The 15,650-nt window shown below is 56.3% G+C and carries 16 protein-coding genes and 1 riboswitch; all 16 genes read left to right on the forward strand.

The window, feature by feature from the left end; all coding sequences use genetic code 11:
- Positions 1-24 precede the first annotated feature (24 nt).
- A riboswitch (molybdenum cofactor riboswitch) is annotated at positions 25-166 on the forward strand.
- Positions 167-261: 95 nt separating this feature from the next.
- Positions 262-1,062, forward strand: a complete 801-nt coding sequence (gene modA, locus HMPREF1985_RS06360; protein WP_021771708.1) for a molybdate ABC transporter substrate-binding protein — start codon at positions 262-264, stop codon at positions 1,060-1,062.
- Positions 1,063-1,749, forward strand: coding sequence for a molybdate ABC transporter permease subunit (modB, locus tag HMPREF1985_RS06365; RefSeq protein ID WP_021771709.1), 687 nt, complete (start codon positions 1,063-1,065; stop codon positions 1,747-1,749).
- Positions 1,746-2,795, forward strand: coding sequence for a sulfate/molybdate ABC transporter ATP-binding protein (locus HMPREF1985_RS06370; protein ID WP_021771710.1), 1,050 nt, complete (start codon positions 1,746-1,748; stop codon positions 2,793-2,795). The genes modB and HMPREF1985_RS06370 overlap by 4 nt, the downstream gene beginning before the upstream one ends.
- A gap of 101 nt (positions 2,796-2,896) precedes the next feature.
- The gene (locus tag HMPREF1985_RS06375) at positions 2,897-3,745 is read left to right on the forward strand and encodes a MurR/RpiR family transcriptional regulator (protein WP_021771712.1); all 849 of its coding nucleotides are present in this window, start codon (positions 2,897-2,899) and stop codon (positions 3,743-3,745) included.
- A 272-nt stretch (positions 3,746-4,017) separates the two neighbouring features.
- Positions 4,018-4,845: a class I fructose-bisphosphate aldolase gene (locus HMPREF1985_RS06380; RefSeq protein ID WP_040637237.1), complete on the forward strand. Its 828-nt coding sequence runs from the start codon at positions 4,018-4,020 to the stop codon at positions 4,843-4,845.
- Positions 4,846-4,935: 90 nt separating this feature from the next.
- Positions 4,936-5,973: a zinc-dependent dehydrogenase gene (locus HMPREF1985_RS06385; protein WP_021771714.1), complete on the forward strand. Its 1,038-nt coding sequence runs from the start codon at positions 4,936-4,938 to the stop codon at positions 5,971-5,973.
- A 17-nt stretch (positions 5,974-5,990) separates the two neighbouring features.
- Positions 5,991-7,529 carry a xylulokinase gene (locus HMPREF1985_RS06390; protein ID WP_021771715.1) on the forward strand — a complete coding sequence of 513 codons (1,539 nt, stop codon included), beginning with the start codon at positions 5,991-5,993 and terminating at the stop codon, positions 7,527-7,529.
- Complete coding sequence (locus tag HMPREF1985_RS06395; protein WP_021771716.1) at positions 7,526-8,491, forward strand: D-2-hydroxyacid dehydrogenase; 966 nt, start codon at positions 7,526-7,528, stop codon at positions 8,489-8,491. Before HMPREF1985_RS06390 ends, HMPREF1985_RS06395 begins: the two co-directional genes overlap by 4 nt.
- 11 nt (positions 8,492-8,502) lie before the next feature.
- Positions 8,503-9,810 carry an MFS transporter gene (locus HMPREF1985_RS06400; protein ID WP_021771717.1) on the forward strand — a complete coding sequence of 436 codons (1,308 nt, stop codon included), beginning with the start codon at positions 8,503-8,505 and terminating at the stop codon, positions 9,808-9,810.
- Positions 9,811-9,911: 101 nt separating this feature from the next.
- Positions 9,912-10,736 carry a transketolase gene (locus HMPREF1985_RS06405; protein WP_155943524.1) on the forward strand — a complete coding sequence of 275 codons (825 nt, stop codon included), beginning with the start codon at positions 9,912-9,914 and terminating at the stop codon, positions 10,734-10,736.
- Between the two features lies 1 nt (position 10,737).
- Complete coding sequence (locus tag HMPREF1985_RS06410) at positions 10,738-11,676, forward strand: transketolase family protein (protein ID WP_021771719.1); 939 nt, start codon at positions 10,738-10,740, stop codon at positions 11,674-11,676.
- Between the two features lie 200 nt (positions 11,677-11,876).
- Positions 11,877-12,635 (forward strand): ABC transporter ATP-binding protein, encoded by a 759-nt coding sequence (locus HMPREF1985_RS06415; protein ID WP_040637306.1) that lies wholly within the window; start codon positions 11,877-11,879, stop codon positions 12,633-12,635.
- Positions 12,635-13,384 carry an ABC transporter permease gene (locus HMPREF1985_RS06420; protein WP_021771721.1) on the forward strand — a complete coding sequence of 250 codons (750 nt, stop codon included), beginning with the start codon at positions 12,635-12,637 and terminating at the stop codon, positions 13,382-13,384. The genes HMPREF1985_RS06415 and HMPREF1985_RS06420 overlap by 1 nt, the downstream gene beginning before the upstream one ends.
- A gap of 57 nt (positions 13,385-13,441) precedes the next feature.
- Positions 13,442-14,245, forward strand: a complete 804-nt coding sequence (locus HMPREF1985_RS06425) for a metal ABC transporter ATP-binding protein (protein ID WP_021771722.1) — start codon at positions 13,442-13,444, stop codon at positions 14,243-14,245.
- A complete protein-coding gene (locus HMPREF1985_RS06430; RefSeq protein WP_021771723.1) occupies positions 14,245-15,084 on the forward strand; it encodes a metal ABC transporter permease in 840 nt (279 codons plus the stop codon). Before HMPREF1985_RS06425 ends, HMPREF1985_RS06430 begins: the two co-directional genes overlap by 1 nt.
- Positions 15,085-15,141: 57 nt before the next feature.
- Positions 15,142-15,552, forward strand: a complete 411-nt coding sequence (gene crcB, locus HMPREF1985_RS06435) for a fluoride efflux transporter CrcB (RefSeq protein ID WP_021771724.1) — start codon at positions 15,142-15,144, stop codon at positions 15,550-15,552.
- The last annotated feature ends 98 nt before the right edge of the window (positions 15,553-15,650 follow it).

Raw genomic sequence — 15,650 nt, forward strand, 5'->3', positions numbered from 1 at the left:
TCCCTTTGTCTTTTCTTATGGTATACTAAGCGAGTACTCCGAGCAAAAGTGTCTAACGGGCAACGCGCCCCATGGCACTGCGCCTGAGCCGCCCCATGCGGCTCACAGGGCGGCAGGGGAAACCCTGCCGCCTTCCGTGTTGAAAAGGAGCACAGGCAACGTACCGGAAAAGGCTGTCCTTTGGGCCGTTGTTTCGTGCGCCTTTCGTGCGAAGCAACGGCCTTTTTTGTTGCTTCCAGGAAGAAAGGACAGGGAACCTGCATGAAGAAACTATGGACAGTCTTGTTGGTGGCCGTTCTTGCCATCACGGCGGGATGCGGCGGCGGAAACGATGGCAAGCCGTCTGCCGCGTCGTCTGCATCGGGCGAGAAGGTCGAATTGCACGTATCGGCTGCGGCGAGCCTGACGGACGTGATGAATGAAATCGGTGCGGATTACGAGAAAGAGCATCCGAATGTCAAGGTCGTATTCAACTACGGCAGCTCAGGCGCACTGCAGCAGGCGATTGAAAGTGGCGGCGGGGCGGATCTCTTCTTCTCTGCTGCACAGAAACAGATGAATGCGCTCGAAAAGGCCGGTCTTCTCGCGGATGGAACGCGCAAGGATCTCCTTGTCAATGAGGTTGTGCTCATCGTACCGAAAGACGGCGGCAAGGATATTCCGTCGTTTGACCAGCTCGCGAGGGCGGACGTGCAGCGCGTCGCGCTCGGTGAACCGAAGGGCGTGCCCGTCGGTCAGTATTCCGAGGAGATTTTGACGAAGCTCGGCATCCTAGATGCCGTCAAGGCAAAGGCCGTCTACGGATCGGACGTGCGCCAGGTGCTTACGTGGGTTGAGGGCGGCGATGTGGATGCAGGACTCGTCTATGCGACGGACGCTGCCATTTCCGAAAAAGTGAAGGTCACGGCACAAGCACCTGCAGATTCGCATAAGCCTATCGTGTACCCCGTCGCTATCTTGAAGGAGACAAAGCAGATGGATGCAGCGAAGGACTTCCTCGCATTCGCGACGAATGACGCGAACAAGAAGCGCTTCGAGCAGTATGGGTTTGAGGTAAAGTGAATGGATCTCATGCCGCTTCTTATCACGCTTGAGACAGCGGCGGCAGCGACCGTGGCAACGTTTTTTGCGGGCATCGGCCTCGCTCTTGCCGTCGTACGCATGCGGCGGTTTCAAGGGATTGCCGATGCCATTATTACGCTCCCGATGGTCCTGCCGCCGACGGTCGTCGGATTTTTCCTGCTGCTCGCCTTTGGCAAGCGAAGCGCCATTGGAAAGCTTTTGCTCCAGTTTGACATCACGCTTGTCTTTACTTGGAAGGCAACGGTCATGGCGGCAATCATCGTGTCGCTGCCGCTGATGTACCGCACGGCGCGCGGCGCATTTGAGCAGATGGACGCGAATATCCTTGCAGCGGCACGGACGCTCGGCGTTTCCGAGTGGCGCATCTTTTGGCACGTGCTTGTGCCCAATGCCAAAGCGGGCATTTTGGCAGGGCTTGTGCTCTCTTTCACGCGTGCCGTCGGCGAGTTCGGCGCGACCATCATGTTTGCGGGCAATATCCCCGGCGTCACGCAGACGATGTCAACGGCGATCTACGCCGCCGTGCAGGCAAATGACTACGACCTCGCGTTCCGTTGGGCCATGGCGGTGGTCGGATTCTCGCTGTTCTTTGTCGTGCTGATGAACTGGGCCATTGCGTATTCCGGCAGGCACAGGACGGCGGAAAAGGCAGGTGAAGGCGCATGAAGCTTGAGGTTCGGATCCGAAAGCGGCTCCGCAATTTTACGTTGGACGCATCGTTTGAGACGCAGGATGAGGTCTTTGCACTGCTCGGCGCCTCAGGCTGCGGCAAGAGCATGACGCTCAAGTGCATCGCGGGGCTTGCGCAGCCGGACGCGGGGCGCATCGTCCTAAATGGACGCGTGCTCTACGACAGCGCGCGCGGCATTGACCTTTCGCCGCAGAAACGGCGCATTGGCTATCTGTTCCAGAACTTCGCGCTCTTCCCGAACATGACGATTGCCGACAACATCCGATTTGTCGCACGGGGCACGAAGGAGGAGAAGGAGCGGATCGTTCATGAGAATCTCGTGCGCTTCTCGCTCCTGGAGCAGGAACACGCATACCCGGCGGAACTCTCAGGCGGGCAGCAGCAGCGTGCTGCGCTTGCGCGCATCCTCGCGACGGACGCCGAGCTTTTGCTGCTCGATGAGCCGTTCTCTGCGCTCGACAGCTACCTAAAATGGCAGCTTGAGCTCGAACTGATGGAAGTGTTGGCCGATTACGGCGGGGCGGCGCTTTTCGTCTCGCATGACCGCGGCGAGGTCTACCGCCTCGCGAGCCGCATCGCCATCATCAACCGTGGGCAGATGGAGTCGGTGCATACGCGGCGCGAGCTTTTCCACAATCCGACGACGCTGACGGCGACGCTTTTGACGGGGTGCAAGAATGTCTCTCACGCAGAGCGTATCGACGCGTCGCACGTCCGTGCAAAGGACTGGCAGATTGACTTATGTGTGGGCGAGGTGCAGGAGAAAATCCACTACGTCGGTCTTCGTGCGCACTTCCTCGAATATCGGACGGGCGCGGAACATCCTGCCGAGAATATTTTCTGCATGGATGTCGTGCGCATCATAGAGGACACGTTTTCCTACCTCATCATGGTGCGCCGTGCGGGGACGGACGGTGCACTGATTCGATGGGAACTGCCAAAGGAAACATGGCACGCGATTGCGGCGGACGCGATCTGCCTCTATTTTCCGCCAGGGGAAATCATGCAACTGGAACGATGAGTATTTTTCTCATTGCGATTATGCAAGGGCAGGAAAATATGGTATGATAATCTGCGAATCGTTTTGTTTTCTTATGTGGCAACAGGAATCGAGGAAACAGTATGCCCAATACACTTTTTTTGCAGGTTATCCGAGAACGGTTTGACAATCTGACGAAGTCCGAAAAGAAAATTGCCGATTACGTATTGGAGAATTACATGCGTGTGGTGGATTATAACATCGCGGAGCTATCGGAATACACGCAGACCTCCGATGCGTCGATCATACGCTTTTGCCGCACCTTTGGATGCAAGGGCTATCAGGATTTCAAAATGCGATTGGCGCGGGAAGTCGTCCCGACGTACAAGCAGTACAATCCGAATCTGGAAGAGGGGGATACGGTTGACACGATCTGCCACAAAGTATTTTCTGCAAGCATATCTGCCTTGCAGGAGACGCAGCAGATGCTGAATGGGGAAAGCCTCCTGCTCGCCGCGCAGAGGCTCTATGAAGCGGAACGGATCGTCATAGCCTGTTCGGGCAACAGCCTGGTCGTCGGAGAGGATCTGCGCATCAAGATGCTCAAGATTGGCATACGCTGCAGCCTCGACAAGGATTACGACTTGCAGCTGATGAGCGTATCTTCTCTGACGGAGCGCGACGTCGTGATCTGCATTTCGCATACGGGCAGCACGAAGAATCTCTATGAGCTATTGCGCATGGCAAAGAAAAACCATGCGTATCTGATTTTGATTTCGACGCAGATGAAGGCGCCGATTGCGCAGCTTGCGGATCTCGTCATCTCCGTCTGCGGAAAGGAGACCATGTTTCACTCTGAATCGACGAGTGCACGAATGGCGGAGATGGCGGTCATCGATTCCATCATGGCAGTCGTGGCGAAAAACCATTTGGATGATTACAGTGACTTGTTGAATAAATCGAGGCTGGCAACGGCAAAAAACAAGTTTTGACAGGCATGGCATCTGCGTCAAAAGGAAAGGCTCTTATATGAGCCTTTTTCTTTTGTTTATTTTGCTTCAGACATGGTAGCAAGATAAAAATATGTAGCAAAACTCCAAAATAATAAAATAATATATTGAAGTTTTACTACATAAGTGGTATAGTATAGTTACGGTACCGATAGGAAGAACTTGCAAGGTCAATCTTGTTTTCATGCAAGAGCGTGCGCACGATGTCCCCAAAGTGGACGTTTGCGCAGGAAATGTTGAGAGGAGAAAACCAAATGGCAATGTTAGGAAAAGCAGTACGCATGAGCAGGCTTGTCAACCCGAAGAGCGACAAGATGATGGCGATCACGGTCGATCATTCGATCTCGAGGGGCATCATGACGGGGCTCATCCATATCCAGGACACGATTGACAAGATCGTTGCGGGCGCCCCGAACGCGATTACCATGACGAAGGGGATTGCAGAGCAGTGCTTCCATCAGCACGCGGGCAAGGTTTCCCTGCTCCTGAAGTGCTCCAGCTACTCTCCTGTTGCACCGACTTGCGACACGGTGTTCGGCGATGTCGAGGAAGGCATTCGCATGGGCGCGGATGGTGTTTCGGTCGGCGCAATGGTCCTCGGCAACTACCAAGACCAGCAGTTTGCGGAGATCGGCAAGCTCGCAAAAGACTGCATGTCCTATGGGATCCCTCTCGTCGGGCATATCTATCCGAAAGGCGAGACGGTCGCGCCCGAGGATCGCACGAAGTGGGAGAATATTGCATATGGCGTGCGCGCTGGCGCAGAGCTTGGCGTTGACATCATCAAGACGACGTATACGGGCGATCCCAAGACGATGGCAAAGGTCGTCGAGGCATGCCCTGCGCGCGTCGCGATCCAGGGTGGCGATGCTTGCAAGACGATTGAGGACTACATGAATATGACGTATGACGCCATCAACAAGGCGAACGTGGGCGGCGTGGTCTTTGGCCGCTTCGTCTGGAGCTATTCGGACGTCACGTCCCTCGTCAAGGCGCTCGGCAGCATCATCCATGACAAGGCAACGCCGCAGCAGGCGATGGAAATGCTCCGTGACCTCGAAAGCGACAACAAGAAGAAATAAGGGGCTGGAGAAGGCTCCGCCCATGCGGCATGGGGATCTGTGCCGCATGGGCATAATGCGAGATGGAAGATTTGAAATAGGGGGATTCGTATGAAAGCAGTAAGACTTCTAAAAGCAAATGAGTTTCCTGTGCAAGATATTCCAGTTCCCGAAATCCATGAGGATGAAATCCTTCTCAAGATGAAGAGCACGGCAATCTGTGGAACGGATATGCGCATTCTGACGGGGCAAAAGACGCGGGGCGTGCGCTATCCATCGACGATTGGCCATGAGATCTGCGGCATCATCGAAAAGGTCGGCGCGAATGTGTTGGGCTACGAGGTCGGCGAGCATGTCGCAGTGGCAAACGTCATCCCCTGCCATCATTGTGCGATGTGTCTCACAGGACATGAAAATGCGTGCATGGAGCGGCAGGCAATCGGCTACGAGTTTGACGGCGGATTTGAAGAGTATCTTCGCATTCCGAAGGTATGCATCGAGAGCCAGAATGTCATCAAGCTGCCAGAGTCAATCCCGTTTGAGGAAGGCTCTCTGATTGAGCCGCTGGCATGCTGCCTGCATGGGCAGAAGAATGCGGGCGTCCGCATGGATGATGTCGTCCTCATCGAGGGGGCAGGCCCCATTGGGCTCATCCATCTGCTCCTCGCGAAGATAGCCGGCGCGCGCAAGGTCATCGTCAGTGAGCCCAACGAGTACCGCCGCACGAAAGCGAAGGAGCTCGGCGCGGAAGTCGTCCTCGACCCGATGAAGGAAAAGCTCGAGGATGTCGTGAAGCGTGAAACGGATGGATTGGGCGCAGATGTCGTCATTCTCTGCATCGGTGTCCCCGCTATTGTCAATCAGGCATTCCAGCTTTGCCGACGCAACGGAACGGTCATGCTCTTTGCCGGCTTCCCCGAAAAGAGCACGAGCGATATTGTGCCGAACTTGATCCACTACAGCGAGATCCATGTGACGGGCTCGACCGCTTACACGAGGCAGGACTACCGCGAGGCGGCGAATCTCGTAAAGAGCAAGCGCATCGATCTGTCCGGCATCATCACACATCGCTTCAAGATCGAGGAATTCCAAGAGGCGTACGAGCTTGCCAAGAGCGGTGCAGGTCTGAAAATCTGCATTGTAAACTGAAATAAGGGGTGCTTCTTATGAAGGACAAAGACCTTTTATTGGGCATTGACGCAGGGAGCACGGGCACGAAGCTGAGCCTCTTCACGACAGAGGGGGAGCTCCTTCGGGAGACTTCCTTTCAAGTCGTGATCTCGCGCCCCGAGCGCAATGAGGCGGAGCTTGATCTGGAGGATTTCTTTGGCAATCTGACAAAGGAGATCCGTGCCATTGTGGACGGCGTTGCGGATCGCGTTGCGGGGCTTGGCTTCAGCGTGGCGAATCCGACCGTCGTGTTCTTTGACAAGGACATGGAAGCCGTGCGCCCCGGCATTGCATATTTCGACAACCGAAGCGTGAAGGAAGTCGCGGATTTCGTGGAGCGCTTCGGCGGCGCCAATATGTACTTTGGGCGCGTCGGCAACAATCCGAGCCCCTCCACCTGCGTCGCGGCCACGATCCAATGGGTGCGGACGCATGAGCCGGAAGTCTGGGCGGAGGTTGACAAGGTTGGCTTTCTGAATAGCTACCTCGGCGCAAAGATGACGGGCGTCCTTGCCTGCGAGCCGACGACAGCCTCCTACAGCGGCTTGCTGCGCATCAAGAAGCCGTATGCGTGGGAACACCGTTTCACGGAGCTTTACGATCTGTCTGACGATCTCCTGCCGCCGCTCATCTCCTGCATGGACAAGCTCGGCGGGCTGAAGGCGGACGTTGCGCGCGCATTGGGGCTTGCCGAGGGGACGCCAGTTTCTCTCGGTGCGGCGGACACGGCGGCATCGAGCATTGCAATGGGCGTGCGCCGTCATGGTGACGTATTCCAGAGCATGGGCACGTCGGAGGTTATCGTATTTTGCCTGAACAACCCGAACTTCAGCCCGGCCTTTATGAACCGCGGCCATGTCATACCGGGGCTATGGCTCTCAAATGGGGCCATGAGCATGGCAGGTGGAAGCATCCGCTGGTTCTTGACGAACATTGCGCCGGATCTGAAAAACGAGGTGGAGATGGAGGCGCTCGCGGAACAATCGCCGCGCGGGGCAAATGGGGTCATGTACGTGCCGTACCTGTGCGGCGAGCGCAGCCCAATCTTTGACGCAAAGGCGCTGGGGCTCTTCTTCGGCATAACGGCGAATACGACGAAGGCAGACCTTGCGCGGGCCGTTTACGAGGGCGTCGCGCTTGCGATGAATCAGATCTATCAGATCGGAAAGGATCGCTGGGATGTCGATCCGCCTTACGTCATCTGCATTGGCGGCGCGACAAAGAGCAAGCTGTCTCTCCAGCTAAGGGCAAATATCCAGAATATTCCTATCCATACGGTCAATGTGTCGAATGCTGCAGCCTTTGGCGCTGCGATCCTAGGCGGCTTCGCATCCGGGGCATACAAGGATATATGGGATTTCCCTGTAGTCGAAAACTACGACCAATATATCGAGCCAGATCCATATGACGCGATGTTCTATATGCGCTATAAGAAGATTTACGACGCGCTCTATCCGGCGCTCAAGGAAAATATGCACGATTCCTACGACTATGCCTATAGTTCTTCCATAAAAAAGAGGGAGGCGGCACTATGAAAATCGTTATACTGGACGGCTACACGGAAAATCCGGGCGATCTGAGCTGGGATGTGCTGGAGGACTTGGGGGATGTGACGGTCTATGATCGCACGGCATACGAGGAATCGCCGCTTATTCGCGAGCGCATCGGGGATGCGGAGGTCGCCGTTGTGAACAAGACGCCAATCTCAAAGGAGACGATGGACGCCTGCCCCAATCTGAAATGCATTGCCGTTCTGGCTACGGGCTACAACGTGATTGACTGCGCGTATGCGAAGGAGAAGGGGATCATCGTCCAAAACGTGCCGAGCTATGGCACGGAGATTGTCGGGCAATATGCCGTTGGGCTGCTGCTTGAAATCTGCTCGCATTACGGGCATCACGCGCAGACCGTAAAGGATGGCAAATGGGCAAGCTGCCCGGACTGGTGCTACTGGGATTATCCCATGCTTGAACTGAATGGGCAGACGGCAGGCATTATTGGCCTTGGCCGTATCGGGCAAGCAACGGCAAAGATCTTGAAGGCGCTCAATATGCGCGTGCTCGCCTTCGACAAATACGAGAGCGATGCGGGGCGCGCGCTCGCAAAGTACGTCGATCTCGATACGCTTTTCAGGCAGTCGGATGTCATTTTCTTGCATTGCCCGCTCTTTCCCGGGACGGAGCGGATTATTTGCAAGGCGAATATTGAGAAGATGAAGGACGGGGTCATTCTGATCAACAATAGCCGTGGACAGCTCGTTGATGAGATCGATCTTGCAGAAGCGTTGAACCAAGGCAAGGTTTATGCAGCAGGGCTCGATGTCGTTTCTACTGAGCCGGTTCGCCCCGATAATCCGTTGCTCGATGCGAAAAATTGCCTGATCACGCCGCATATCTCATGGGCGGCAAAGCCCGCAAGGGCGCGCATCCTGCGCATCGTGGAGCAGAATATTGCTTCGTATATCGTGGGCAAGCCAGAAAATGTAGTCAATAACTAGGAGGGCCAGCCATGAAAAAAACAAATTTTCGTTGGGTGATATTGGCGGTCATATTCACCACATACCTCATCAATTATGCGGATCGCTCCAACATCGGCGTTGCGCTTCCTTTCATCAAGGACGAGTTCCACATGACGAACACCGAGATGGGTGGGATCGCATCCATGTTTTTCCTGGGATACGCGATCAGCCAGATTCCCGCAGGGTTCATTCTTTCAAAGCTGGGAATCCGCGGCACCGTCTCGCTTTCCATCATCGCCTTTTCGCTCTTCACCTTCCTTATGGGCCATGTGCAGAATGCCGGGCAGCTCGTCCTCACGCGCTTAGGGCTTGGCCTTGGCGAAGGGCCTACGCCGGTCGGGCTGACCTCCACGATCAACAACTGGTTCCCTGCGAAGGAAAAAGCGACGGCTGTCGGCGTCTACATCGCGTCTACGCTCGTTGCCCCGATCATCGTGCCATCCATCGTCGTTTGGATTGCCCTGAACTATGGCTGGAGAAATATCTTCATCTTCTTTGCAATCCCCGGCTTCTTCATGGCGGTCATCTGGTATCTCGTCATTCGCACGTCCCCGCGCGACCATGGCCATGTCAATCAGGCTGAGGTGGACTATATCGAATCGGGAAGCGATGCCGGTGAAGAAAAGAAAGAGACGTTCAAGAGCTTTGGGCTTCTCGACAAGATCATCCGCTTGAAGCATGTAGAGCCCGTGACGTCGAAGGCAAAGGTCTTTACGAATTGGAACATCATCGGCAACACGCTTGGTTATTTCTTCATGGTTTCTGTTGTCTATGGGATCATGACGTGGATCCCGTCGTACCTCGTCGATGCGAAGGGGTATACCTTCACGAAGATGGGCTTCATGGCAGCAGCTCCGTTTATCGGCGGTCTGATTGGCTCGCTTCTTGGTGGCTATATCTCGGACAAGGTGCTTGGCAAGCGACGCAAGCCGACGATGCTCTTCACCGCGCTCTTTACGTTCTTTATGATGTTCGTCATGATGAACCTGCCGAACAGCGATACGGCTATGGGCATGGCGCTCTTTGCGACGGGCTTCTGCCTGAATCTTGGCTGGCCTGCCTTTACGGCATATCCCATGGGGATCACGGACAAGCAAACTTATCCGATCGCGATTGCCGTTGTCAACTCCGGCGGAAACTTAGGCGGTGCGTTCAGCCCGTTCTTTGTCGGACTGCTTCTTGACTGGTGGGGCAGTTACGACTATGTCTTTGCCTTCTTCGGAATCATATCCGTTTTGGGCTTCCTGCTCTTCCTGTCGATTGATGAGCCTATTGCAGACAGCAAGGCGCAGGCCTGACCTATCATCCTGCCGTCGTATCGCCAAGGCGGGGCCGCGCATATGGGAATCCTTTGGCGCGGCTGCTGGCGATACGGGATTTTTTGAGAGGAGTGCTTGTTTTGAGCAAGGACATACAAGAGCTCAAGGCCATCTGCAAAAAGATCCGTGAAGACATTGTCACGATGATCCATCAGGCTGGCTCGGGGCATCCAGGCGGCTCATTGTCTGCCGCAGAGATCATGACGGCTCTTTACTTTGGTGGCATTATGGATGTGCGTCCCGAAGAGCCGGAGTGGGAGGGGCGCGATCGCTTCATTCTTTCCAAGGGGCATGTGGCGCCTGTCCTGTACAGCGTCCTAGCGGAGCGCGGCTTTTTCCCCGTCGAGGAGCTTTCCACGCTCCGACGTTTTGGCAGCAGGCTTCAGGGCCATCCGCACAAGGCGCATACGCCAGGGTTGGATTGCTCATCGGGCTCGCTTGGGCAAGGGCTCTCGATCGCAAACGGGCTTGCCACAGCGTTCAAGCATAGAAAGACGCCGCAGCGCGTCTACTGCCTGATGGGGGACGGCGAGCTTCAGGAGGGGCAGATCTGGGAGGCCGCGCTCTATGCCAGCCAGCATAAGCTGGATAACCTTTGCGCGATTGTGGATGACAATGGCGTGCAGCTCGATGGAAGGGTCGAAGACATCAAGAGCCTCGGCGATATTGCGGAAAAGTGGAAGGCCTTTGGCTGGAATGTCATAGAAGCGGATGGACATGATATGGCAGCCGTGATGGACGCATTCCATGAAGCAAAGGAAGCAAAAGGCGCGCCTGCGGTCATCGTCGCGCATACGATCAAGGGCAAAGGCGTTTCCTTTATGGAAAATGACTGTGCGTGGCATGGCGCGGCGCCCAATGATGGGGAGCTGCAAGCCGCTTTGTCAGAGATTCGAGGTGCGTGAGATGGATAAGGAAATACCGATGCGGGACGGCTACGGAAAGGCCCTGCTCGAAATGATACCCACGAATCCCAACATCATGGTGCTTGATGCCGATGTGGCAAAATCGACGCGCACGAGTTGGGTAAAGGACAAATTCCCCACGCATTTCATTGATATGGGCATTTCGGAGCAGGACATGGTCGGCACGGCGGCAGGGCTCGTGCTTGGCGGGATGCTTCCATTCGTTTCGACGTATGGCGTCTTTCTCGCAGGCAGGGCGTGGGATCAGATTCGCACGACCGTCTGCTACAACGAGCTGAATGTCAAGCTGGCAGGTGCGCACGCTGGCATATCCGTAGGATCGGACGGTGCGACGCATCAGGCCTTGGAGGATGTGGCGATCATGCGCGTGCTGCCGCATATGACCGTCGTCGTCCCATGCGATGCGGAGGAGACGCGAAAGGCGACACATGCGATTGCAAAGGCAAAAGGACCGTGCTTCATCCGTTTTGGCCGTGAGGCAGTGCCTGTCGTGACCGGCGAGGATACCCCCTTTGTGTTAGGGAAGGCGCGGCTTTGCAGGGCGGGCGAGGACGTTACCATCGTGGCGAATGGCGCGATGGTGCACGAGGCGCTGGGAGCAGCAAGCGAGCTCGAAAAAGAAGGGCTTTCTGCTGAGGTCATCGACATGCATACGGTAAAGCCGATCGATGTGCCTGCGCTTTTGGAATCCATACGGAAGACGGGATGTCTTGTTACGGCCGAGGAACATCAGATGTATTGCGGGATGGGAAGCGCAGTGGCGGAATGCGTGGTGCATCATGAGCCCGTGCCAATGGAAATGGTCGCCATTAAAGATACATTTGGCGAGTCCGGCACGCCGGATGAATTGATGCAGGCATATGGACTGGATGCCGCGCATATCGTGGCGGCAGCCCGAAAGGCCGTCGCACGCAAGTAAAAACGATATGGAATAGCAACGAAAAGCAATGCGATCAAGCAGCTACCCCCTAGCTTGGTCGCATTGCTTTTTATCAAGCCCGAAGGACGCAGATGATGGGCTGTTTTCAGTTTGCGCATAAAGTTTTGTGAAGCGGCTTTTATTCTGTTGTGATTTGTGAGACAATAGAGAGCAACATGAAGGATGGAAAGGAATGGCAGATGATAGAGACAGAGAACCTTGTCAAGCGATTCCCGCACCGCGACAAAGCGGGAAAGCAGGCGGAGAAGACGGCAGTTGCAGGGCTTTCGCTTTCCGTCGCAAATGGTGAGATATTCGGTCTTTTGGGACCGAACGGCGCGGGCAAGACGACGACGATCCGCATGATGACGATGCAGACGCAGCCGACGGAGGGATCCGTGTGTTATGATGGGCTCGATACGCGTACGCACGCGCGGGAAATCAAGTCGCTCATCGGTGTCGTGCCGCAGCACATCAATTTCGACCAGGATCTCACGGTCGGCGAGAATCTCGACCTGCATGCGCGCCTGCACCATATGGGAGCGGCTGCGCGAAAGGCGCGCATCGAGGAGCTGCTTCGCTACGTTGCGCTTACGGATGTCGTGAACGACGGCGTGCGCAGGCTTTCTGGTGGCATGAAGCGGCGCCTGCTCATTGTGCGCGCGCTCCTGCACCGTCCGCGCATTCTCTTTCTCGACGAGCCGACGGTCGCACTCGACCCGCAGGTGCGCCGCAGGATATGGCAGCTCGTGCGGCAGATGGCATGGGGCGGCGTCACGGTGTTTCTGACGACACACTACATCGAGGAGGCGGAGACGCTCTGTGACCGTGTCGCGATACTTAGCCACGGGCGGCTTGTCGATCTCGATTCGCCGAAGCGCTTGCGCGAAAAGACAAACCTGCCGAATCTCGAAGAGGTATTCCTTGCGATGACGGGGAAGCAGGAAGGACTGTCGTGATGCGCAATCAAAACTTCTACGACGTCTGGACGGTCTTTTGGCGCGATTGGATCGTGCTCAGGAAGCGCCTCACGAAGTTCATTCTCTCGCGCATGGTCGCACCGATGCTCTACCTTGTCGCGTTCGGCTGGGGCCTCGGGCGCAGCATCGAGGTGCAGGGCGGCACCTATCTCGACTTCATCGTGCCGGGGATCCTCGCGCTCAATTCCATGAATATCAGCTTCAACAGCATCACGCCCGTCCATGCTGAGCGCGTCTATCATAAGAGTCTTGAGGAGTACCTTATCGCGCCGATCTGGCCCGACGCATTCGTGATCGGGAAGGTTGCCGCCGCCGTCCTGCGCGGGCTCATCTCGTCGTCGATTATCGTCCTGCTCGCGCTCGCGTTCGGCGCGCATTTTGCGATGACGCCGCTTTTCTTGCTCGTGCTCGTCTTGAACTGCGTCGTTTTCGCCGAGATTGGCTTTCTCGCCGCCATGAAGATTTCGACGTTTGAGGAGATGGGGCAGGTCAATACGTACATATTGCTGCCGATGTCGTTTTTATGCGGCACGTTTTTTTCGACGCATGCGCTGCCCGATCCCGTGCGCTATGCGATCGAGTGCCTGCCGCTCACGCACACGAGCCTGTTGCTTCGCACGATTGGGAGCGGAGGCGAGGCACCGCTCGCATCGCTCGCCGTGCTCGCGCTCTACGCGCTGGGCGGCTACCTATGGAGCAGCCGGGCATTTCGCCGCCTGACGAAGTGATGGGGGAGAGCGCGAGTCGTCTTTCTCGTATTTGGAACCATTCGGAAAGGAAATACTTTGTTTCGCAATATTCTTCACCATCGCGCCGCGTCTGCCGACGACTGCGCGAAACTCTGCTGTACGAAGCTCGAGGGCTTCACCGTCAGAATCGGCTCGCTCACGATCTTTGAGCACGTCAATCTGCACGTTCATTGCGGCCAGCTCACGGCGCTCATCGGACCGAATGGCGCGGGCAAAAGCACGCTTTTGAAGGCGATTCTCGGCGAGGTGCGCCATGAAGGAAATCTGCACTACGTCGATGCGAAGGGCAAGCATACAGGGCATCCCGTCATTGGCTATGTGCCACAGTATCTTCGATTTGATCTCAGTGCGCCGACGACGGTGCTCGATATTTTCATGGCGTGCCTGTCGCGTCGTCCCGTTTGGTTATTCCCGGCGAAATCCCTGCGGCCGCGCGTGCAAAGAAGCCTCGCGCGCGTGCGCGCCGACCATCTCATCGACCGTCGGCTCGGCGCGCTCTCAGGCGGTGAGCTGCAGCGCGTCCTGCTCGCGCTCGCCTTGGAGCCGATGCCCGACCTGCTGCTGCTCGATGAGCCGGTCTCCGGCGTCGACCAAAACGGGCTCACGCTTTTCTACGACATCGTATCGGAGCTTCGCGCACAGGAGGATATTTCCATTATCCTCATTTCACACGATCTCAACATGGTCGCAAAACACGCCGATCAAGTCGTCCTCATGAATCGGGGCGTCGTGATGAGCGGCACGCCGGAGGAAGTCTTTGCCGACGCGCGGACGAGGCGCCTATTCGGCATGCTTGCGGGAGCGAAGGCAGATGGCACGGCAGAAGAGGAGGTTCGCTGATGGAAGTTCTTTACGCGCTCATCGGCGCGCTCCCCTTTGACTGGGTGGGCAGCCATTTCATGCAGTCGGCTTTTCTCGCCGTCTTGCTCGTGACGCCGCTCTTCGGCCTCTTGAGCACGATGGTCGTTTCGAACCGCATGGCGTTCTTTTCGGACTCCTTGGGGCACGGGGCGTTTACGGGCATCGCGCTCGGCGTCCTTTTCGGCTCGGTGTCGCCGCTCCTCTCGCTCGTCGTCTTTTCGATCCTCTTTGCGCTGCTCGTCACGTGGATCAAGGGCAAGAGCGCGGCATCAGCGGATACGATCATCGGCGTCTTCTCTTCGACGGCCATCGCGCTCGGTCTCATGCTCATGAGCCGAGGCGGAGGGTTCAATAAGTTCTCTGCGTATCTCATCGGTGATATTCTGAGTGTATCAGAGGACGATATCAGGGCGCTCGCCTGTGTCTTTGTGCTCGTCGCTGCCGTTTGGGGCATCCTCTTTAACCGATTGCTCGTGCTCTCGCTCAATGCGTCCTTTGCGCGAAGCCGCGGCATCTCGGCGTTTTGGACGGAGAGTGCATTCGCGGCGATGCTTGCCGTGCTCGTCTCCATCAGCATCCAATGGGTCGGCATTCTCATCATCAATGCGCTGCTCGTGCTGCCCGCCGCAGCTGCGCGAAATGTCACGAATTCCGTCAAATCGTACCACGCCGTTTCCGTGCTCTGTGCGATGTCGGCAGGCGTGGCAGGGCTGATTATCGCCTACTGCTTCAATATGGCGGCAGGTGCGACAATCGTCGTGGCGCTCGCCGTGCTCTTTTTCGTGACGCTTGCGCTGAAGCCGCATTTCGTGCGATAATGGACGCGGCGTATATGGCCGTTTGGTATCGTAAGATTTAGTAAGGAAGTCTTTTCGTTGGATCTCGTTCAATCCGTGCTGCTCGTCTTCGTAGGCGGCGGAATTGGCTCGGTCTGCCGCTTTTTTATCACGACGGCGATCGGCGCACGCTTCGGCAATTTCCCGTTCGGCACGCTCGCCGTCAATTTCCTCGGCGGGCTGTTCATGGGCATCATCATGGGCGCGCTGCTCATCCTGACGGATCAGAAGCACCTCGCACACAATCCGTACCGCCTCATGCTGACGGTCGGCTTTTTGGGCGGGCTCACGGCGTTTTCGTCGATGAGCTTTGAGACGCTCATGCTTTATCGGGGCGGAAGCACATTCCTCGCCGTGGCCAATATTCTCATCAATACGTTTTTGAGCCTTGGGTCCGTCGTTTTCGGTCTTTGGTTTGTTCGCTTCGTGCTTGGAAGGCTCGGCTTTTAGAAAGGAAATGGGAGAGAAACCGCCTTTCCCATGCGTATAACAGCCTGTGCATACGATGTGCGGGCTGGCAAATTGTAAGTTTAATTGTCGCAAGGTCT

Origin of the sequence: Mitsuokella sp. oral taxon 131 str. W9106, assembly GCF_000469545.1 — a bacterium.
GTDB lineage: Bacteria > Bacillota > Negativicutes > Selenomonadales > Selenomonadaceae > AWVT01.